Source organism: Paenibacillus sp. IHB B 3084 (assembly GCF_001447315.1).
GTDB lineage: Bacteria > Bacillota > Bacilli > Paenibacillales > Paenibacillaceae > Paenibacillus.
In genome coordinates this window covers 3,417,099-3,433,234 of sequence record NZ_CP013203.1, presented here as the reverse complement: position 1 = coordinate 3,433,234, position 16,136 = coordinate 3,417,099, and the positions used below count along the sequence as shown (strand labels likewise).

General features: G+C 42.0%; 15 protein-coding genes. 2 read left to right on the top strand and 13 right to left on the bottom strand.

Translation table 11 applies throughout. The annotated features are described in order from the left end of the window. Positions 1 to 250: 250 nt before the first annotated feature. On the bottom strand, positions 251 to 1,534 hold the full coding sequence (gene ectB, locus ASL14_RS16140; RefSeq protein ID WP_134912382.1) for a diaminobutyrate--2-oxoglutarate transaminase: 1,284 nt from the start codon (positions 1,532 to 1,534) through the stop codon (positions 251 to 253). 507 nt (positions 1,535 to 2,041) lie between these two features. Here ectB and ASL14_RS27415 point away from each other — a divergent pair. Then, positions 2,042 to 2,212 (top strand): hypothetical protein, encoded by a 171-nt coding sequence (locus ASL14_RS27415; RefSeq protein ID WP_189338166.1) that lies wholly within the window; start codon positions 2,042 to 2,044, stop codon positions 2,210 to 2,212. A gap of 80 nt (positions 2,213 to 2,292) precedes the next feature. On the opposite strand, the gene ASL14_RS29095 is transcribed toward ASL14_RS27415, so the two are convergent. Together ASL14_RS29095 and ASL14_RS28155 are read right to left on the bottom strand one after the other, a co-directional pair. Then, positions 2,293 to 2,655, bottom strand: coding sequence for a group II intron maturase-specific domain-containing protein (locus ASL14_RS29095; protein ID WP_223264009.1), 363 nt, complete (start codon positions 2,653 to 2,655; stop codon positions 2,293 to 2,295). Continuing rightward, positions 2,579 to 3,217, bottom strand: coding sequence for a PDDEXK family nuclease (locus tag ASL14_RS28155; protein ID WP_223264008.1), 639 nt, complete (start codon positions 3,215 to 3,217; stop codon positions 2,579 to 2,581). Before ASL14_RS28155 ends, ASL14_RS29095 begins: the two co-directional genes overlap by 77 nt. Positions 3,218 to 3,513: 296 nt before the next feature. On the opposite strand from ASL14_RS28155, the gene ASL14_RS28150 reads away from it, so the two are divergent. Continuing rightward, the gene (locus tag ASL14_RS28150; RefSeq protein ID WP_223264007.1) at positions 3,514 to 3,942 is read left to right on the top strand and encodes a helix-turn-helix domain-containing protein; all 429 of its coding nucleotides are present in this window, start codon (positions 3,514 to 3,516) and stop codon (positions 3,940 to 3,942) included. Positions 3,943 to 4,035: 93 nt separating this feature from the next. Here the strand turns inward: ASL14_RS28150 and ASL14_RS16115 are convergent, their stop codons facing one another. The 10 genes from ASL14_RS16115 to ASL14_RS16070 all read right to left on the bottom strand — a co-directional run bounded on the left by ASL14_RS16115 (position 4,036) and on the right by ASL14_RS16070 (position 16,136). Beyond that, entirely contained in the window at positions 4,036 to 4,356 is a 321-nt protein-coding gene (locus ASL14_RS16115; RefSeq protein WP_094153705.1) for a hypothetical protein, read from the bottom strand. A gap of 160 nt (positions 4,357 to 4,516) precedes the next feature. After that, positions 4,517 to 4,759, bottom strand: a complete 243-nt coding sequence (locus ASL14_RS16110; protein ID WP_237171577.1) for a hypothetical protein — start codon at positions 4,757 to 4,759, stop codon at positions 4,517 to 4,519. A gap of 453 nt (positions 4,760 to 5,212) precedes the next feature. Then, positions 5,213 to 5,845 carry a hypothetical protein gene (locus ASL14_RS16105; protein WP_134912372.1) on the bottom strand — a complete coding sequence of 211 codons (633 nt, stop codon included), beginning with the start codon at positions 5,843 to 5,845 and terminating at the stop codon, positions 5,213 to 5,215. A 156-nt stretch (positions 5,846 to 6,001) separates the two neighbouring features. Beyond that, positions 6,002 to 6,853, bottom strand: coding sequence for a DNA adenine methylase (locus tag ASL14_RS16100; protein ID WP_134912370.1), 852 nt, complete (start codon positions 6,851 to 6,853; stop codon positions 6,002 to 6,004). A gap of 59 nt (positions 6,854 to 6,912) precedes the next feature. Continuing rightward, positions 6,913 to 8,796 carry a ParB N-terminal domain-containing protein gene (locus ASL14_RS16095; protein ID WP_134912368.1) on the bottom strand — a complete coding sequence of 628 codons (1,884 nt, stop codon included), beginning with the start codon at positions 8,794 to 8,796 and terminating at the stop codon, positions 6,913 to 6,915. A gap of 83 nt (positions 8,797 to 8,879) precedes the next feature. Then, positions 8,880 to 10,490, bottom strand: a complete 1,611-nt coding sequence (locus tag ASL14_RS16090; protein ID WP_134912366.1) for a Tn7-like element transposition protein TnsE — start codon at positions 10,488 to 10,490, stop codon at positions 8,880 to 8,882. Then, positions 10,478 to 11,929, bottom strand: a complete 1,452-nt coding sequence (locus ASL14_RS28995; protein ID WP_335338633.1) for a TnsD family Tn7-like transposition protein — start codon at positions 11,927 to 11,929, stop codon at positions 10,478 to 10,480. The genes ASL14_RS16090 and ASL14_RS28995 overlap by 13 nt, the downstream gene beginning before the upstream one ends. Then, complete coding sequence (locus ASL14_RS28990) at positions 11,926 to 12,252, bottom strand: TniQ family protein (protein WP_134912362.1); 327 nt, start codon at positions 12,250 to 12,252, stop codon at positions 11,926 to 11,928. Before ASL14_RS28990 ends, ASL14_RS28995 begins: the two co-directional genes overlap by 4 nt. A gap of 15 nt (positions 12,253 to 12,267) precedes the next feature. Then, on the bottom strand, positions 12,268 to 13,938 hold the full coding sequence (locus tag ASL14_RS16075; protein ID WP_223264006.1) for an AAA family ATPase: 1,671 nt from the start codon (positions 13,936 to 13,938) through the stop codon (positions 12,268 to 12,270). Next, positions 13,935 to 16,136, bottom strand: coding sequence for a Mu transposase C-terminal domain-containing protein (locus tag ASL14_RS16070; protein ID WP_134912361.1), 2,202 nt, complete (start codon positions 16,134 to 16,136; stop codon positions 13,935 to 13,937). The genes ASL14_RS16075 and ASL14_RS16070 overlap by 4 nt, the downstream gene beginning before the upstream one ends.

Here is a 16,136-nt window from a genome sequence, read left to right as displayed (position 1 = left end):
CGGCTGCGGGGTAGTGAGCTTTTCTTAGATGTGACGATGGTGCTGCATGAGGCTCAAAGAATGCTCCGTATGGCATGAACGGGACAGCCCTTGGATTGGCGGTGAATTCCATGCTGCCTGACGGTACCGCAGGCAGCATGGGGAGAAAATCTTCCAATGGGGTGAAAACGTTATCTTAACATCAGGGCCGCACGGCCCCCGGAAGGCACTTCCGTGCCTCTTGCCGGGGCGGCCACCGGCTTGGCCGAGCTTAGGTCGTTACCAGCAAATCCTGGGTCTCCTGAGAGATCACCTGCTGCATACTGGACTTGATAATGTCGCAGCCGGCGGCCAGATGCTCCATCGAGACGGTCAGCGGAGGCATGATCTTCAGCACGCGGTCTCCTCTGCCGGCTCTTTCAATGATGAGCCCGTTCTCGAAGCTGATCTCCGTCATCCGCTTCGCCCCGGCTTCATCCGTGAAGCCCGAGACGTCAATGCCCCAGATCAGGCCGAGTCCGCGGATGGCGATGGACGGATGCAGAGGCTTGATTTCTTTGTCAAGGAACGAGCGCACAAACTCTTCCTTCTGCTTCACCTGGGCTTCCAGGGCGGCTCTGTCCCGGAACTCGAGAGCGGCCTTGGCGGCCACAAAAGCGAGCTGGTTGCCGCGGAAGGTGCCGTTGTGCTCGCCCGGCGTCCAGAGATCCAGTTCGGGCTTCAGCAGCAGGAGGGACATTGGCAGGCCGTACCCGCTGATCGACTTCGACAGGGTAATGAGATCCGGCTCGATCCCCGCACGTTCGAAGGAGAAGAATTCGCCTGTCCGGCCGCAGCCGACTTGAATCTCGTCGGTAATGAGCAGGATATCGTGCCTGCGGCAAAGCTGCTGCAGCCCGCGCAGCCACTGCGCGTCGACGACGTGAATTCCGCCTTCGGCTTGTACCGTTTCAAGCAGGATGGCGGCCGGCTTGTCGATTCCGGAGTGCGAATCAGTCAGGATATTCTCGATATAGCCGAGCGTATCCATTTCTGCGAAAGCCCCGCTCGGGTGCGGCATGAACGTAACTCCGCCCAGAGGAAGCCCCGCCCCTTCCCTCATGGACTTGGAGCTTGTCGCCGACAGGCTGCCGAGCGACATGCCGTGGAAGCCGCCCATGAATGCGAATATCCCGGTTCTCTTCTTCGCCTTGCGTGCGAGCTTAAGGGCCGCTTCCACCGCGTTCGTCCCCGTCGGACCGCAGAATTGAAGCTTGTAATTCAGCTTCTTCGGCTCCAGGATCCGCTCCGAGAAGCTCTGGATGAATTCGCGCTTGGCCATTGTATACATATCCAGACCGTGCATAATCCGGTCGGAGGTCAAGTAATCGAGAACCCGGTCCTTGATATAATCGTTGTTATGACCGTAATTCAGTGCCCCGGCACCTGCAAAAAAATCAATATATGCTCTTCCGTCCTCAGAATATAACAGGTCCCCCTTGGCCCGGTCGAATACCACTGGAAAGCTTCTGCAGTAAGATCTTACGTTGGATTCCAGCTTTTCAAAAATGCTCACGCGCTTCATCCTCCATCGGAATTGGGATAAGGTTGGCTTCATCCTTTCTGAACCTTCTGACGTCATGGAGCAACATATTCTCGGCTGTCATTTTCCACAATTGTCGGTCCCCGCATGCCAGCTTGCTGGGTAGCCAGTGGACTGGTCTCTCGCGCACAGCTTGGATAGGTATAAAAACCATCCAATTCTATTTTCTATCATAATTGGAAAGGTAACCTAGGTAGAATTATATCAAAATTTCGAAGAATGTATAGTAAAATTTTAGTTAAATTTGGTCTGTCTAACATAAGGTGTTAATATTTTGCCTAAAAAGAGCGAATGGAGAAGAAACGCTGGGAATGGCTTGCCATCAATCGAGGAATTCGACGCGTGTCGACATTCAGGCGGGGTGCCGGCCGATTTGGGAGATCTTCCCTGTATACATTCTCTGCCGGTGCTCCGAATCCTTGCGCTTTGCGATAACTTAACATGATTACCTGACGAATTTCTGGAAGCCTGGCTGGAAACGTGACTGGATGTCAGCTGGATATTCTGCTGGAAAATCCGTTGGATACTCGGTTGGAACACCTGATGACTGCCCGGCTGGAAGCTGGCCGCAGCGTCCGCCCGGCTGGCAGCCGGCATAGTTTTGTATCCCGCCGTCTTCACTGCGCCTCTGCTAGAGTAAAGGGCAGATAAATTCTGCCCCTCCTCATCAAACCGTACGTGAGGTTTTCCCTCATACGCTTTCCGATGTTCGTCATTCATGTGCATGCAGATTACAATAGCGTTCTGAGTCCGAGTTGAACGGACAATGATTTCACTTCGCGTAATGAGCTCCTCCATCGAGCGCGTTGACGCTTCTTGGCATACCATTTTGTGAGTCGCTGAAGGATGTACCAGTCACGTTTAGCCATCTTCCTTTGGCTGTAGGTCGTAACGTAGTAGTTACGCCAACCCTGTATTTTCGGGTTTAAGTATTCCAAATGTTCTTGGAATGATTTGTGACGCATATTCGCAGGGGCTAGTCGTTCCTTCACGACTTCCCTAATTCGCTCCTCTGCCTTACGGCACAGCCATTGTTGGGTCGTATAATATACTTGGCTTTCGGAAGTTTCGGCCTTCGTCTTTCGGTGATGCATGCCTAGGAAGTCGAAGCCTTCTTCTCCTGTCCATAGTCCGACGATTCGCGTTTTGGTCGGGTGTAACGTTAACTCCAGACGTTCCATTATCGTTCGAATGATCTCGTATGCCCGATCCGCATCCTTCTTGGGGATATATTGGCGCTTTACGGGTTGCGGAATGTGCAATAAATTTTATACTTTCTTCTTGTTTTACTGTAAGTAACATATCTGTAGTCATAATGATGGGAAGCTTATTCTTGGGGTCAGTTGGATGTTTAATGCCTAACTTTTGTGCAATATAGAGGGTTTTATCTAGGGGTAATAAAGGAAATTGTTCGCGCATATCAATCACTTGCTCTGACCACTCCATTTGGTAATGATGTGCCAATTCAAAGTGTTCAGACAGATAATGGTGAAGTCGACCACCTTTCCAACCAAGAATTCGAGTAACTATCCCTATTGAAGGTACATCATGTACAGTCAACCAAGGTTTATATTCCGAAAAGTGGCCTTGACCTCTTCCTTCTTTGATTTTCCGTTGAATAGATGCTATAGAGTTACTTGATTGAATTTTGCTCATTATTCACCTTCTTTTTAGAACTACTAAATCAGAGTAAAGTTCAGTTATCTTTTTCTACTCCTAAGATATATTTTAGTTTTACTTCAAAATACAAATGTAGAATATAACAACTCACAGCTTTATACAATAGCAAAGTAATATTTTTTAGCTATATTTTACTTCGTAGCCTATTCATAGGCTACTCGTAGGGTACAGTAGGGTATGAATAAGCTATAATATGGGCTATAAGTAGGTATAATTAGTAAGCAGATGGGTCGGGTTAAAACCTATTTGATATTCTCAATAGAGGTGAACTCATGAATACTTTGGGACAGCGATGTAGAAATTTAAGACTACTCCATAAATGGACACAAGAGGAACTTGCTAATAAAATCGGGGTAACCAAACAGGTTGTTTCTAATTGGGAGCGAAATGTAGCACGACCTGAAATTAATCATTTAATATCTTTAGCAGAGGTTTTTGATGTTACAACCGATTATTTACTTTGTATTGCTAATCAAATGACGTTCCCCTACTGTGTGGACTCAATTGATACAATTCATTCGGACCTTAATAACGAGAAAATCAAAAAATCCTTTGATCTTTTAGCATTTCTAAATTCTGGTTTTCGAATTGAATTAAATGGGCAGGTATTAGAACAAGAAGATTTGAATCTAATCGGTAAAAATAATACCTTTTTAATGGAGCATTTTGTCTCTCCTTTAAAGAAAAGATATAGCAAATAGAAAATTTTAGTACCCATTAGTTCGCTTAAAGAAGTAGCGCCTCACACCTTCTTTTACAATTTAATTAACTATGTGATAGCTGAAGTTTTACTTTTAGGGATAGTCTTTCAATATTTCTTTTGCAAGTTTCATTAGTTGCACACTCTGTAAATAGGTCTCTATGTTAAGACCTTGTAATGATTCTTTTACCACCAATCTACATTCTTCATAATCTTCAAATTCATTTCTTATGTAAATTGATTTTAGATCAGTTGGGGTATATCTAATGCTGAGGTTCCAACCGCCTTCTTTCAAAGCTCTTTCAAACCATTTCTCACGTATGGCTCTTGAGCAAGTATAAAAAACTTGCTGAAAACAGATACCGTGGGGTGTTACAAAAGCAATATCAAATATGCTAAGTGAATTTAGTGACATGAATTATTACACTCCTTTCTCTATTCATATTATAGTTATTGTTAATTTTTTTATGCATAAATGCCAGGGATAATCGGTATACGGATAATTCGTGACTTTTATGTACCAAAATTAAAATGAGTATTTCTAAGACATATTATTAAGGAACTCCCGTGAAAGATTAGTACCGAACAATCTTCAGTTTTATAAAATCAATAATTTCATCTCTATCTTCTTTAGTAAGTTCTCGAAACAAAGAAATAAGTTCTAATTCCTGAGCTTCAATGGCTAAATTAAAAATAGTGTTCTTTGATACAGGCGTATCTCCAAAGATTAACCACTCTATATGGGAATTGAAGTTTTCTTTAATTGCTATAATTATATCAAGAGAGGGTCTGTATTTATCTTGCTCCAGCTCACTCAACGTTCCTTGAGAAATTCCAATTATATTTGCAAACTTTATTTGATTTAAGTTGTTTGTTTTCTAATAGTTCGAATTCGTTGGCCTATTGTAGACATAATTGCCCTCCTAAGCTAAAAAGATCCCGATATATCATCGGGATCTTTCTTGATGTTTGTAAAATGACTAGTTCCAGACTTTTTTTACTGGTTCCACACTTTTTTATCACCAGACAAGCTGTTCGAGGAAAATAAAGTACTAGACTGATGTTGTTGATCTAACGCGGTTTTTTGGTTACAAAATCGTCAGGTATTGAGAAATAAGTTTTAGACTGATCCTTCTATTTTAAACGGTGGCATTTATGAACGAGAAAATAAAGTATTAGACTGCCGCTATGTTGTTCAGATAACTTTCACCGTTTGCTCAATTAAGCAGGTCTTTCGTGTCTGTAACAAATTCAAACATCTTTGCCCTTATTTATTTTCCGGTAAGATCAAGATTCTTCAATCTCATAAAACTTCCGTTCATCTCAAAAAATCGTCCGGATTGGTAATCAAACATCGGATGGATATCAACTATGTTATCTTTCGAGATCGAGTGGGTGTGAACTTGAACAACCCAATTATCTCGAACTGTACCGTTATTAAAATGATCCTTTATTTCAATAAGTTGTTGATCAAACGGAGTAGCCTCAAATTGATTAATATAGTTCATGCGTCCAATGTCTTTGTCAGGTTCTATTGATAACTTTATAAAGTCGTTGAATCCAATAGGAGTTACATCTATAGAATCGCTTATCTCTAACTCTAGCAGACAATATAAAGGGTCCCAGAACTGAAATGCTATAGAAGTATTTGGGTATTTACGAAAAAAATCATAAAATTGTTGACTATCTTCTAATTCAACACGCTCTAATTGACTAAAACCAAACACGATTCCCGAACAATCAATATTATTCCTTTTTCTATATTCATCCAGAACTATAGGGTATACATTCCTCATGCTTCCATACTTATTAGAAGGATGTGGAATATTAAAATCAGGAAAATAAGTTTGTTTTTCGAAAAGAATTCTTGCTACATTTCTATGTTGAACAGTCCAAAACTTCAAATCGATCTCTCCTCTTTGGCGTGATAATTAAAGTGCACTCGGCAACTCATCGTAACGGGGATGATTACCTCACATGTTCGTTCATCAAAACAACTTCAGCTAGACTCTTTAGATATTATGTAGACCCAAAACATAAACTTGGAAGCGTTCGATCATTTATACAATCTGTAAATACTCTCGAAACTCTCCTGTCACTGTTTTGTTTGAGAAAAACATAAATTCTTGACCTTTAGTAGGGGTTGCGATTGAATAATTTAAGTAATATTTTGTATGAAGCCGTTTATGATAAAGTTCTTCAATTTGATTAGCAATATCATAGGTTAGGATCCAGTATCTGTTCCTCATCTTTGTTTGTATGATCTTCGCCAACTCAACATGATCTTCATGCGAATAAAAATTCGTATATAAATCAGGTCCTCTATCATAGTACGGCGGATCAAAAAAGGTAAGTGAGTAACGCGTTTGTTTAATCTCCTCCTCAATAAAATCCTTTGCATCATAATTACAAACCTTTATTTGATCCGAATAAGAGGCTATCAGTCTAATTCTTTTAATGATAGTTTCTTTATTAAACCGACAATCTAACTTATAAGTTTTATCTTGGTTCTTACCACCAATAACACCTGCTTTAATAATTCCCGATCTGTTAGTTCGATTTAAGAAAAGAGTTGAAAAAGCCAAAGATAACTCATCAATATTATCTTTTTGTTTCTGAAGTTCTCGTTGAATATACCATTGGTTTATATCAATCGGAGTATCTTGTATAAGTTGAATTAATCTTTCAGGTTGAGTAACGATTATATTCCATAAAGCATAAATTCCACGATCATAATCATTAATGATTATTTTTTTGACATCTTGATTAATAAGCAAGCGAAGAGCAACAGCTGCTCCTCCCGCAAATGGCTCTATATATGTTGATATATTGTTTATATTCACAAGATGCTTAATGTAATTATATGTTTTATCTTTACCACCCGGATATCTTAATGGAGATAGAATGGCCATGGTTGTGATCACCTCAGTGTAATAATAGCAGACATCGTTCCTGCGTGGCCAACGAAAACTCAGACTAACTGTAAGTAGTTATGGAACAATACTAGGATCGGTGTAATTCTTAAATTTACTCTTTCCACTAATTCATCATACATGGCAGCATAACTACTATGAGTTATTAGATTTAAATAATCATATAATTTATCAGATTCCATAGAGCCCAATAAATTCTTGATAGCCTGATACCTTAGCTTGTTATCACCATTACATATCTGAGTCAGTAACGTCCTTTCAGATAAATGTTCAATTAAAAAATTCAAATTCTGCTTAGGATTTCCATGGTTTCTAAGGTTTTTGTCTTTTATTACTTTTTCTATAGATAACTCTAACAACTGCCTGACTGATGAAGCAATCATATATCTGTAGTCCTGAGCATTCTCTAGCGATTGAATCTCATTGATCAACATATTAACAGTATTATTTATATTGATATTCACTTCTCCATCAGTAAATGCAGCAAGAGACTTGAAAAACTCATTCTTAGGTTGATTTATTTTGATGCCTTTACTGGATAGAGAAACATTAATTTCAACGCTCTTTGAAACGGAATATCCGTTATTTTCTAATTTAACCTGTATGGCATAAGTCCCAATCTGTGCATCTCCAGAAAAAATGTGATTCTCTTTTATTAAGTTCCCGTCCGCATTAAACACTACTCTGTCTTTTAAATTTTCCCCGTTAGAATCAGTTGCAACTTCAATTAATTCTTTTAAGTCATAATCATTATACAATTTAAGTGATTTTTTAGTGGATTTTAAGTTTAAAACGAGAGAATAAGTCCCAGTTCCACTGCCGGCTCCGCCTGTTCCGCCACCAGCTCCACCTGTTCCACCACCAGCTCCACCTGTTCCGCCACCAGCTCCACCTGTTCCACCACCAGCTCCACCTGTTCCGCCACCAGCTCCACCTGTTCCACCACCAGTTCCGCCTGTTCCGCCACCAGTTCCGCCTGTTCCGCCACCAGTTCCGCCTGTTCCGCCACCAGTTCCGCCTGTTCCGCCACCAGTTCCGCCTGTTCCGCCACCAGTTCCGCCTGTTCCGCCACCAGTTCCACTCTCATCATCAGGACCTATATCAATATTAATTGGTAAAATGTTTGCAAAATAATTGCTAGCTGATTCAGCAGTATACACATCTCCAACGTTCGCTTTAGCCTTATTTGAGATGAAAAATTCAATCATTTCGCAAACCTTATCAAAATGTTTCGGGTTATCCAAATCAACTTTTTTACCACGTTCCAAATTAAATATTCTAGTTCTAATATCCAGAAATCCAAATATACGTTCGAATGTCGTAGCGTAACTTTCGTTTTTTATTTTTCCATAGAGTTCTTTATTATTTGGATCAACTTCAAGTTTTCTGTAGATCATATTCCCCAAGTTGAATTGTTGTCCAATAAATTGAGCAGTAAATGTGTCTTTTTCGTTGGAACTCCATGTAATCTGACCTGCACCTGACTGTTCACCGGAATGAATTTTTACTACATGATTTGCCATTGCTTCAGGATCTGAATAAACTTTAGCATAGAGAGCCAAACTTTCAACATCGACACTATGCTTTACGTTTTCTATAAAACGATAGGTACTTGGATACTTTGCTTTTATAAGTTCTGCTGTATCATTCATTAGCAGTTTTAATGCTGTCAATCTTCTATTTCCGTCATAAACAATGTACTCATTGTTGGTATGCAGAACGATAAAATCCTGCAGAACCCCGCCAGTTTCTATAATATCCTGAATAAGGGCTTCTATTTTTTTGGGACCCACTTTTTTCAACTCAAAAAAAGTTAAGATGGCCTCTTCTTCACTATTTACGGGTTTGGGAAACCTGGGGTTCGTCTTTGATAATGTTAATTCAGATGCAAACATCTCTTTGGCTATTGCCCGTTCATACATTAATATTCCTCCTAAAGAACTAGTACTATATCCCTATTACTATTCGACATAGTTCCACATGTTCCTTTATTATCCATCAATTTTTAAATTAATTTCTCACTTATTCTGTATGCCCACCCCTTAGGGGTATCACTCTGATAATGCCTTGCTTTTTCAAAGCTAAATCTATGCCCCCCATCAATAACGTGACTCTCCCAGTGACCACTCCTGCGCATTAGTCCTTCCAAAAGTAGCATGATTTCACCTTCTACTTCGTTCAAAGAAATATACTGTAGTGGTTGAAGGATAAGCGTAGATATAGACCAATCATCTGGCCGAGCAACCTCTACTATATATTTAGTTTTTATTGAACTTGTTACCTGGACAATAGCACACGTCCGGCGCACACCATTAGGGCAAATCGAAAACCGCCTTCCTGAAGGAATACAAACTACAGACATCCGAATAGAATACGATGTCATCTCTTTCAGCATGCTTATCATCTGAAAGAATTCTTCCAGTCCGACGGCTTCCATAATAGGGACCATCTCCAGTGTTTTAAAATCAATGGGAGGCAAATCGCCATCTACGACTGAATCCTGAACACTGACTTCCCTTGATTCTCCTGAATTTTTGCCACCTCTACCAGAGCTGACAATTACATCATTGCCCGCATTCGTTTGCCTAACACTTTTCTTTCGGGTTCTCACTACTGGATAATTAATGAACTTCATGAAAGTAGGAGGAGCATCTAACACATCCTGGTTCGTATTTTCTCTTGCATTTTCACTTTCATCATTTATGATGAAGTCATCATTCTTGGATTGAGATGTCATTCTCAAACGTCTGTCCCCAAAGACGGATTCCTGTCGCTTTTTAGAGTGATGCCAGAATTCTATTTCATTGGCTGGATGCGTGAACCCAGCAAATCCTAAAATCTCTTTCACCAAGATCATATTTATAAATTTATCGCCTCGTACGATCAGTTCAACAGGCCCCGTAGAAGGTAGCTCTACATTAAGAGGAGCTCCTTTTCTTAGCATCTTTGTCGGGCTAGTAGGAGACTCAGCTATTGCTTGGCTAAATAACCCTTGGTAAATCGAATCCCACATAGCTTTCATTTTAAAGTCTAGATAGATCCAAGACATATGACGAACATTGCCCTCCGTAGCCATTGTATTTGGAACACGAGGAGCTAAATGGAAATGAAGAATACTCTTTTCAAACTCACAATCTTCTATGAGTTGTTCCAAGCCATGTGGCTGCATCAAAGAATACGCCATTAGCTTTGAATTAATAAACATCGCTCTGACAAGCTCAATAGCAGGAATACACAATGTTATATTCCCCATGGTATACTGAACGATTTTTTGCATACCCAACTCAGGATTCTTCCCAAAATCGATAAGACGCTTTGGCATTTGGAATGCGTTCACAACCATACCAGTATCAAGCGAGGGGATGGTGAATGTATAAGACGATCCACTCATTGGACGAACTTGATTAAGTACACCATTCGTATAAATTTGTCCGATTCGTAATAAAGGAATTGTTCCCCAAGCACGCGTCAAGATCTTCAGTTCCCCGGATGCTCTTCTGAAAGCAATACGAATTCTCCAATCCCCCTTATAATCCGTATAGGGAGAACCAAACCAAAATAATTCAACATCTTCATTTTCTAAGAATGGCCAAGGACGAAATTCTATTGATGCCACTGCGACGTCACCTCATCTGTGATGCTCAAAGTATGCAGTCCCTGACCGCTATAGTAATCAAGAGTCTCCGACACAGTCTGCGAATAGCCTGGTCTTAATCCAGCTTTTCTTATAAGTTTCCATCGTTTGATGGGAAATTCATCTTTCATTTGTTTCGCTGCCCATTGAACTCTTCGTATCTGAAATTGATCAACCGACTCCAGATAGTTAGTTAAGATTGCTGTAGTTAAAGGAAGTCGATCTTTATGCTTCTCAAGCAACGCAAGCTTCCCAATACGCTTACCGATTGAAGCAACAGTGATGCGTATCGGCTTCGATTGATTATCTTCAAGTAGTCTTTTACTGGCTGCTTCAACTTCCCAACTTATTTCAAGATCGCGTGTTTCCCAATCAACTCGGATGTAACCTGTAGCAGATTTCATCCCAGAAAGTTTTGCTTTTTTAGATTTCAAACCTGCTTGAGTCTTGCCGTAATCCAATCCTTGCTCTACTTGATCATGTAGTGCGTACTTAATGACAGTATTCGTATCGACCCCAAGCTTCTCGGCAGTAGCCCGATATGACAAACCATTCTGCAAATGAACTTTCAGTTGGTTCATCCAAACAGGACCGAAGGCTTTTATACGCCCAATTTGTAGACGATCCTGCAATGTCTGATCCGGTCCTCTTCTGGAATACGAAAAGCCACACCTACACGTAAATGTGCCAACCGGTTTACCCGTATCCGTACAGCGAGTAATCTGTACCCTCTCTATAGTCGATTCTTTATAATGATCTGCAGCTTTACTCAGACAGGGCCACGGTCCTTCTCCGAAAGGGAAATACCTGATATTCCTTTGCTCTAAAAAGAGCTTAAAAGAACCAAAGAGAAAACGTATAAGCAGCAGTTGCCTTAATGGATGCACAGCTCTTCGGGCCTTCCTTGTTGCCAAGGTCAGCCAGGAATAATCGTTCCCATAAGTCATACATCCCAGCATCTCCAGCAGTTCTTTTCCGTAATAGATAGTAAACTGCTCTGCAAGTTCACGTTGCCGAATTCGTTTAGCTGGCGTCAGCCAACCTTGTTCACTCAATTTATACAGCAGGGACTCCCTCAAGTCATACAACTCATGTGACTGCTTCATACCAAGCAGTAACTGAACGTCCAGAGCGATTTCTTGCAATCGTAACAAAGTTTTCTCTGGAAGATCCACTAGCACCGGCTCGGATTGAAATAACCACCTTGCAATTGGCAACACTGTTAATCCATGACGATCTGCTACGAGGTGAACTATTCGGTGAAGTACAACACCATGATTTGGACAGATCATTACTCCCGTAGCCTGAAGGGTCCTATGCCAATAGGATTCGCCGTGCCTCATTATGTCCTCCTCGTAACAAATAGGACAGAACTTCAAATCACTGCTTCTATCAACCGAACTGGCCGTAACTCCTGTCAGCGTATGAATGCCAGCTCCGTCTCTGCTTTCATCATCTGCCGAAGGCGTCTACAGCGTTCCACTGGAAGGAAAGGGGCATAGAACGCGAATAACGTATGTTCGTCAATCCATTGATCGGAGGATATGCCGTTCAACTGGCTTCGCTTGGAGAGGTCATTGATATGACTTGGAAGATCCAGCGTGGGTATAACATTCTCTGTACCAAACACTTCTCTTAACGTCCATTTCGGGCTCGTGTTGTTCATCCGCAAGTGATGACGTGTAATTACGCTATAAAGTAATTCATCTGGGTAGGGGAGAGGCAAAAGACTATACTCACTCATCTAGTTCACCTCCCCTTAGCCGATAAACTCCAACGGATTTTTAATATATCCCGCGACCTTTAATGATTCATAAGCTGCTAACTTCTGTTTCTTCCCTTGAGACACAATAACTCGCAAATCACTCGGCTCTGTTGGTAGCAACTTCGCTTTCGCTTTACTACGCGGCCGTGGCTTTGATGCAGTTGACTCATTCTGCTCATGTAGCGCGATCTTGAGCGCTTCTTTATGCACATCAACGGAATCCAATTCATCCAGATGCTTCAGGGCTACTGCCTGTGCTGCTTTCAACGCGCTGGCTTCTTCTATACCAGCTTCAATCAGCCAACCATGAATTTCGGCAATCGTCTGTTCCTTAAGATCATAGCCAAGCTCCGTCTTTATAACTTCAAGACGCTCTGCTTTTCGTCTTTCCGCTTCAATTCGATCTACGTAATCATCTACAGATACACTGTCATAGATATCTGCAAATTTTTGAATTTGCTGCTTTTTCCCTGAACGTAAAGCCTCAAGTGCTGGCTTAATCAATGTGAATCGGTCTCTGGCAACGGATCGCACCATCTCTGGCGTAATTTGCTCAATCTCTTTGTCTAACGCACGCCACTGGGTCAGCATAAACAGCTTAATGGCGATATCCGATATGCCCTGCGATTCCTCAAACATTACATTGATGAACTCAGGCGTCAATTCACCCTTTTTATCTGTCCACTGATACTTCCATAGTCCTTGCAGAAGCCATTCCCACTCTTCATCCTTTTGAAAAGGATGCCATGTGGCATCGCCTTGTCCGCTATTACGCCGCGCATTCCTGAATTCTCCATTCAGGGCAGGCAACGCTTTATAGGTACCCACAAGAATGACCGGAAGACCAATCGTATTCACCAGTTGGACGAAGAAGTTCAGCATCTGCGCGGCACGATCATCCTTGGCCTCTTGCAAATTTTGAATCTCATCAATGACAAGCACGCCGAGACAATGTACGGCAGCCGCCTGAGCCATAATTGGCAATAATTCATCCGTCGTTTTTGTGGTGTTCTTTTTGTAATATTTCGTTCCGACCAAGCTATCAACAGCCAGAAGAAAGTTCAAACACAAGCCTCGAATAGAACCATCATGTGGACAATCCATTTTTAGCCATACGATCTGATAGGGAGCAGGCATGTCCTGCCCTTTATACTTCCCATGCAAGATCACTTGAGGATACATCTGAAGAATACGCATTAGACTGCTCGATTTCCCGATTCCGGATATACCAACGAGAGCAAAACCTGCCGATGTCGGCGTGTTCACGGGGTAACCGCTCGTATTCCCCTTCAGAATGAGCTCATATGCATCTTTACGGGCTCTGAAGGCATAGTTAGGGGTAAGAGGATTACGACCCACATAACCATCCCTGATCAATCTGGAGAGACTTTGTTGCAGTTCGAGATGCCTCGATAATGGTCGAAAGAATTCTCTTGAAATACGCTGCACACAATGCATTCTCAAATGGACGGGTAATTCTCGTTCAGATATTTTAAAACTCGGATTGTGTGCGAGATTTTTGGCCACCGTTTTGTCATCCCAGATAGGAGGCAAAGCCTCCAAGAGTGGATTATTCCGATAAACCTCAAGTAGAGGGTCTTGATAATCGGCTTCTATAAATTGTCCTCGATTAAAATGAAACAACGGAACGTCTATCTCGTTCACTCTTCATCACCTTCTTCCTGCAAATAGGCTTTAATCTTGGACAACTTGTCCGCTGGAGGAATGTACGCTTCTTTTGCTTTAGGCGGTTCGTCTTGTTTCATTGGTACGACATTATCGGCTATGAAACTCTTGTCTTCTGCTGCATGGGGTTCGTATAACTGGAAGACCTCTTGTTGCCGATTTAACTGCTTTTCTTCACTCCGATTTTTTCTGATTCCCTTGACGCGCTGATTATTACTTTTATCGCTATGACGCAACGCTTCGTCCGTCTTTTTCGTCGCTTGCTCCACAATGGCCTTGGTCTGTGCATCCAAGTCGATTTTGGCTAACATGTTGTTTACCTCGTGATACCTGCCGTGATAACGCTCGATTTCTAGTAGATCATCTACCTCCTCAAACCTCTTATTGAGATACCTTTCTTCGCGATCAAGTAGGGTACATACTTCAGATTGTCTTCCGTCATCCAACCACAAGTAGACTTCGTTGGTTGATCGCGGGTCATAGCATACTTTTACACGCCAGGTCTTGCCGACTCTGGCTTTAACGAACCATTGTTCTCGCATCGCCAGATCGCAGCTGTAATGGACACCTTTGAACTGAATACCAGCGGATGTCACGGTGGCTTCTCCTTGAGGGAGCAGATTAAGCTTAACCATTGCCTCGGGAAGCTTCTTCAAACGACCTGTCCGATTCACAATTCCCCATTGCCATAGTTCTTGTGGTAAAGGTGATACATTATCGGCTACCATAAATTCATTGCGATCATACCAGAGCATATGATGGTTGTTGTTATGATAAAGAACGTACCGGATCATAATCTGAGTAAACTCTCGGAGCGTTAATTTTGCGTCAAGACGATAATCGCGCTCGCCGCGTTCTCTATAGCGTTCCTTGATCGCTCCAGGCATAAATTGAATACTTCTTAAGTTAGCAAGTCGAAATTGCTGTTCCACAATCCCTTTCCAATCCGCTCTATAGGGCGGTGCATTCTCAACGTCCACCCCTAGAACATCTATAAGTCGAGTCGGCTTGTCGCCCTCCAACTCACCGCGATCTGCTGTGAGCTTTTGCGGCAAATGACTGCTCACCCACTCGGATTCGGTTATTTCAATGCCATATTCGGCACAATATCTGACTTTATCAGCCGTTGTATTGGCTAATGCCATCATGGCACCTACCCAACTCGGACCTTCCAAGCCAATATACATGCCAGTTATATAGCGGCTAAACACATCAATGACGATATATATAATCGGGCGGCCAATAATCCATTCCCGTTGATATTCGCTTACCAAATAAACATCTGCAACAGTAGCATCAATTTGAAATCGGGACCCCGGTCCAAAGCTCTCATGAGTAGAGCTTCCAAGTATCGGACGGTAATTCAACTCATATCTCTTTTTTCCGAGCCGGCTTTTCAACGTATCCTCAAGATTCATTTCTTTCTGAAACCAGTACTTATACTGGCCGAAAGTGGGCAGCTTCTCTGGAGGAGGGAGAATAGGTATAAGTGCTTGTCCTTCTTTCCGATACCCATTTGCAAAGAACTTCTCCAGCGTTTTCTGATAGGCATGCTTTAAAGGAGATTTCTCCTTTGTGTTATAGAACAATCGAATACCCGATCTCAGCAACTGCTTAATTTCCTCATCAATATTTATGCCGACAGGCTCATTTTCAAACTTTCGAGGCCGTCCCCGTTTGACATCGGTAGGAGAACGATCTTTGCCATAACTTCCGCAATTATTATAGTGAGGCAGCAGAGTATTCTTCATTTTGCCGCCTTGCCAATATCTGCGCAAATAGCGGTATATCGTGCTTTTATGAACAGTGGTTCGCTCCTGAACTTCACGGATTCGAGCTCCCCTGAAACTTTTGTCGAAGCAATTCGGCTCATCCAGTACAATATCTTTGATGACATCCCATGACTTTTCACGAAGCGTTAGATGTTCCAGTGCAATATCAGTATCAACCACAGGGACACTATCGTTAACCCACTCGACCAACTTGCACATTTTAGAATCAAGACCCACCGCATATTCCGAGTAAGGCTTCATAACAGGAAAGGCCTTATCATCGTCCATTGCAATACAATAGAGATATTCTTTGTTAGGAGAAATCCATAGTATTCTCTCAACCTGACACAAGTCCGACTCAGGCAACTGCCATTCGACAACCATATTTTCATAGAGTAATTGCAT

Excerpts from the sequence above, each read along its gene's own strand:
- ASL14_RS16070 (WP_134912361.1), bottom strand. The coding sequence starts at position 16,136 with ATGCAATTACTCTATGAAAATATGGTTGTCGAATGGCAGTTGCCTGAG.
- ASL14_RS16095 (WP_134912368.1), bottom strand. The coding sequence starts at position 8,796 with ATGTATGAACGGGCAATAGCCAAAGAGATGTTTGCATCTGAATTAACA.
- ASL14_RS16100 (WP_134912370.1), bottom strand. The coding sequence starts at position 6,853 with ATGGCCATTCTATCTCCATTAAGATATCCGGGTGGTAAAGATAAAACA.
- ASL14_RS28990 (WP_134912362.1), bottom strand. The coding sequence starts at position 12,252 with ATGAGTGAGTATAGTCTTTTGCCTCTCCCCTACCCAGATGAATTACTT.
- ASL14_RS28150 (WP_223264007.1), top strand. The coding sequence starts at position 3,514 with ATGAATACTTTGGGACAGCGATGTAGAAATTTAAGACTACTCCATAAA.
- ASL14_RS28155 (WP_223264008.1), bottom strand. The coding sequence starts at position 3,217 with ATGAGCAAAATTCAATCAAGTAACTCTATAGCATCTATTCAACGGAAA.
- ASL14_RS29095 (WP_223264009.1), bottom strand. The coding sequence starts at position 2,655 with ATGCATCACCGAAAGACGAAGGCCGAAACTTCCGAAAGCCAAGTATAT.
- ASL14_RS16115 (WP_094153705.1), bottom strand. The coding sequence starts at position 4,356 with ATGTCACTAAATTCACTTAGCATATTTGATATTGCTTTTGTAACACCC.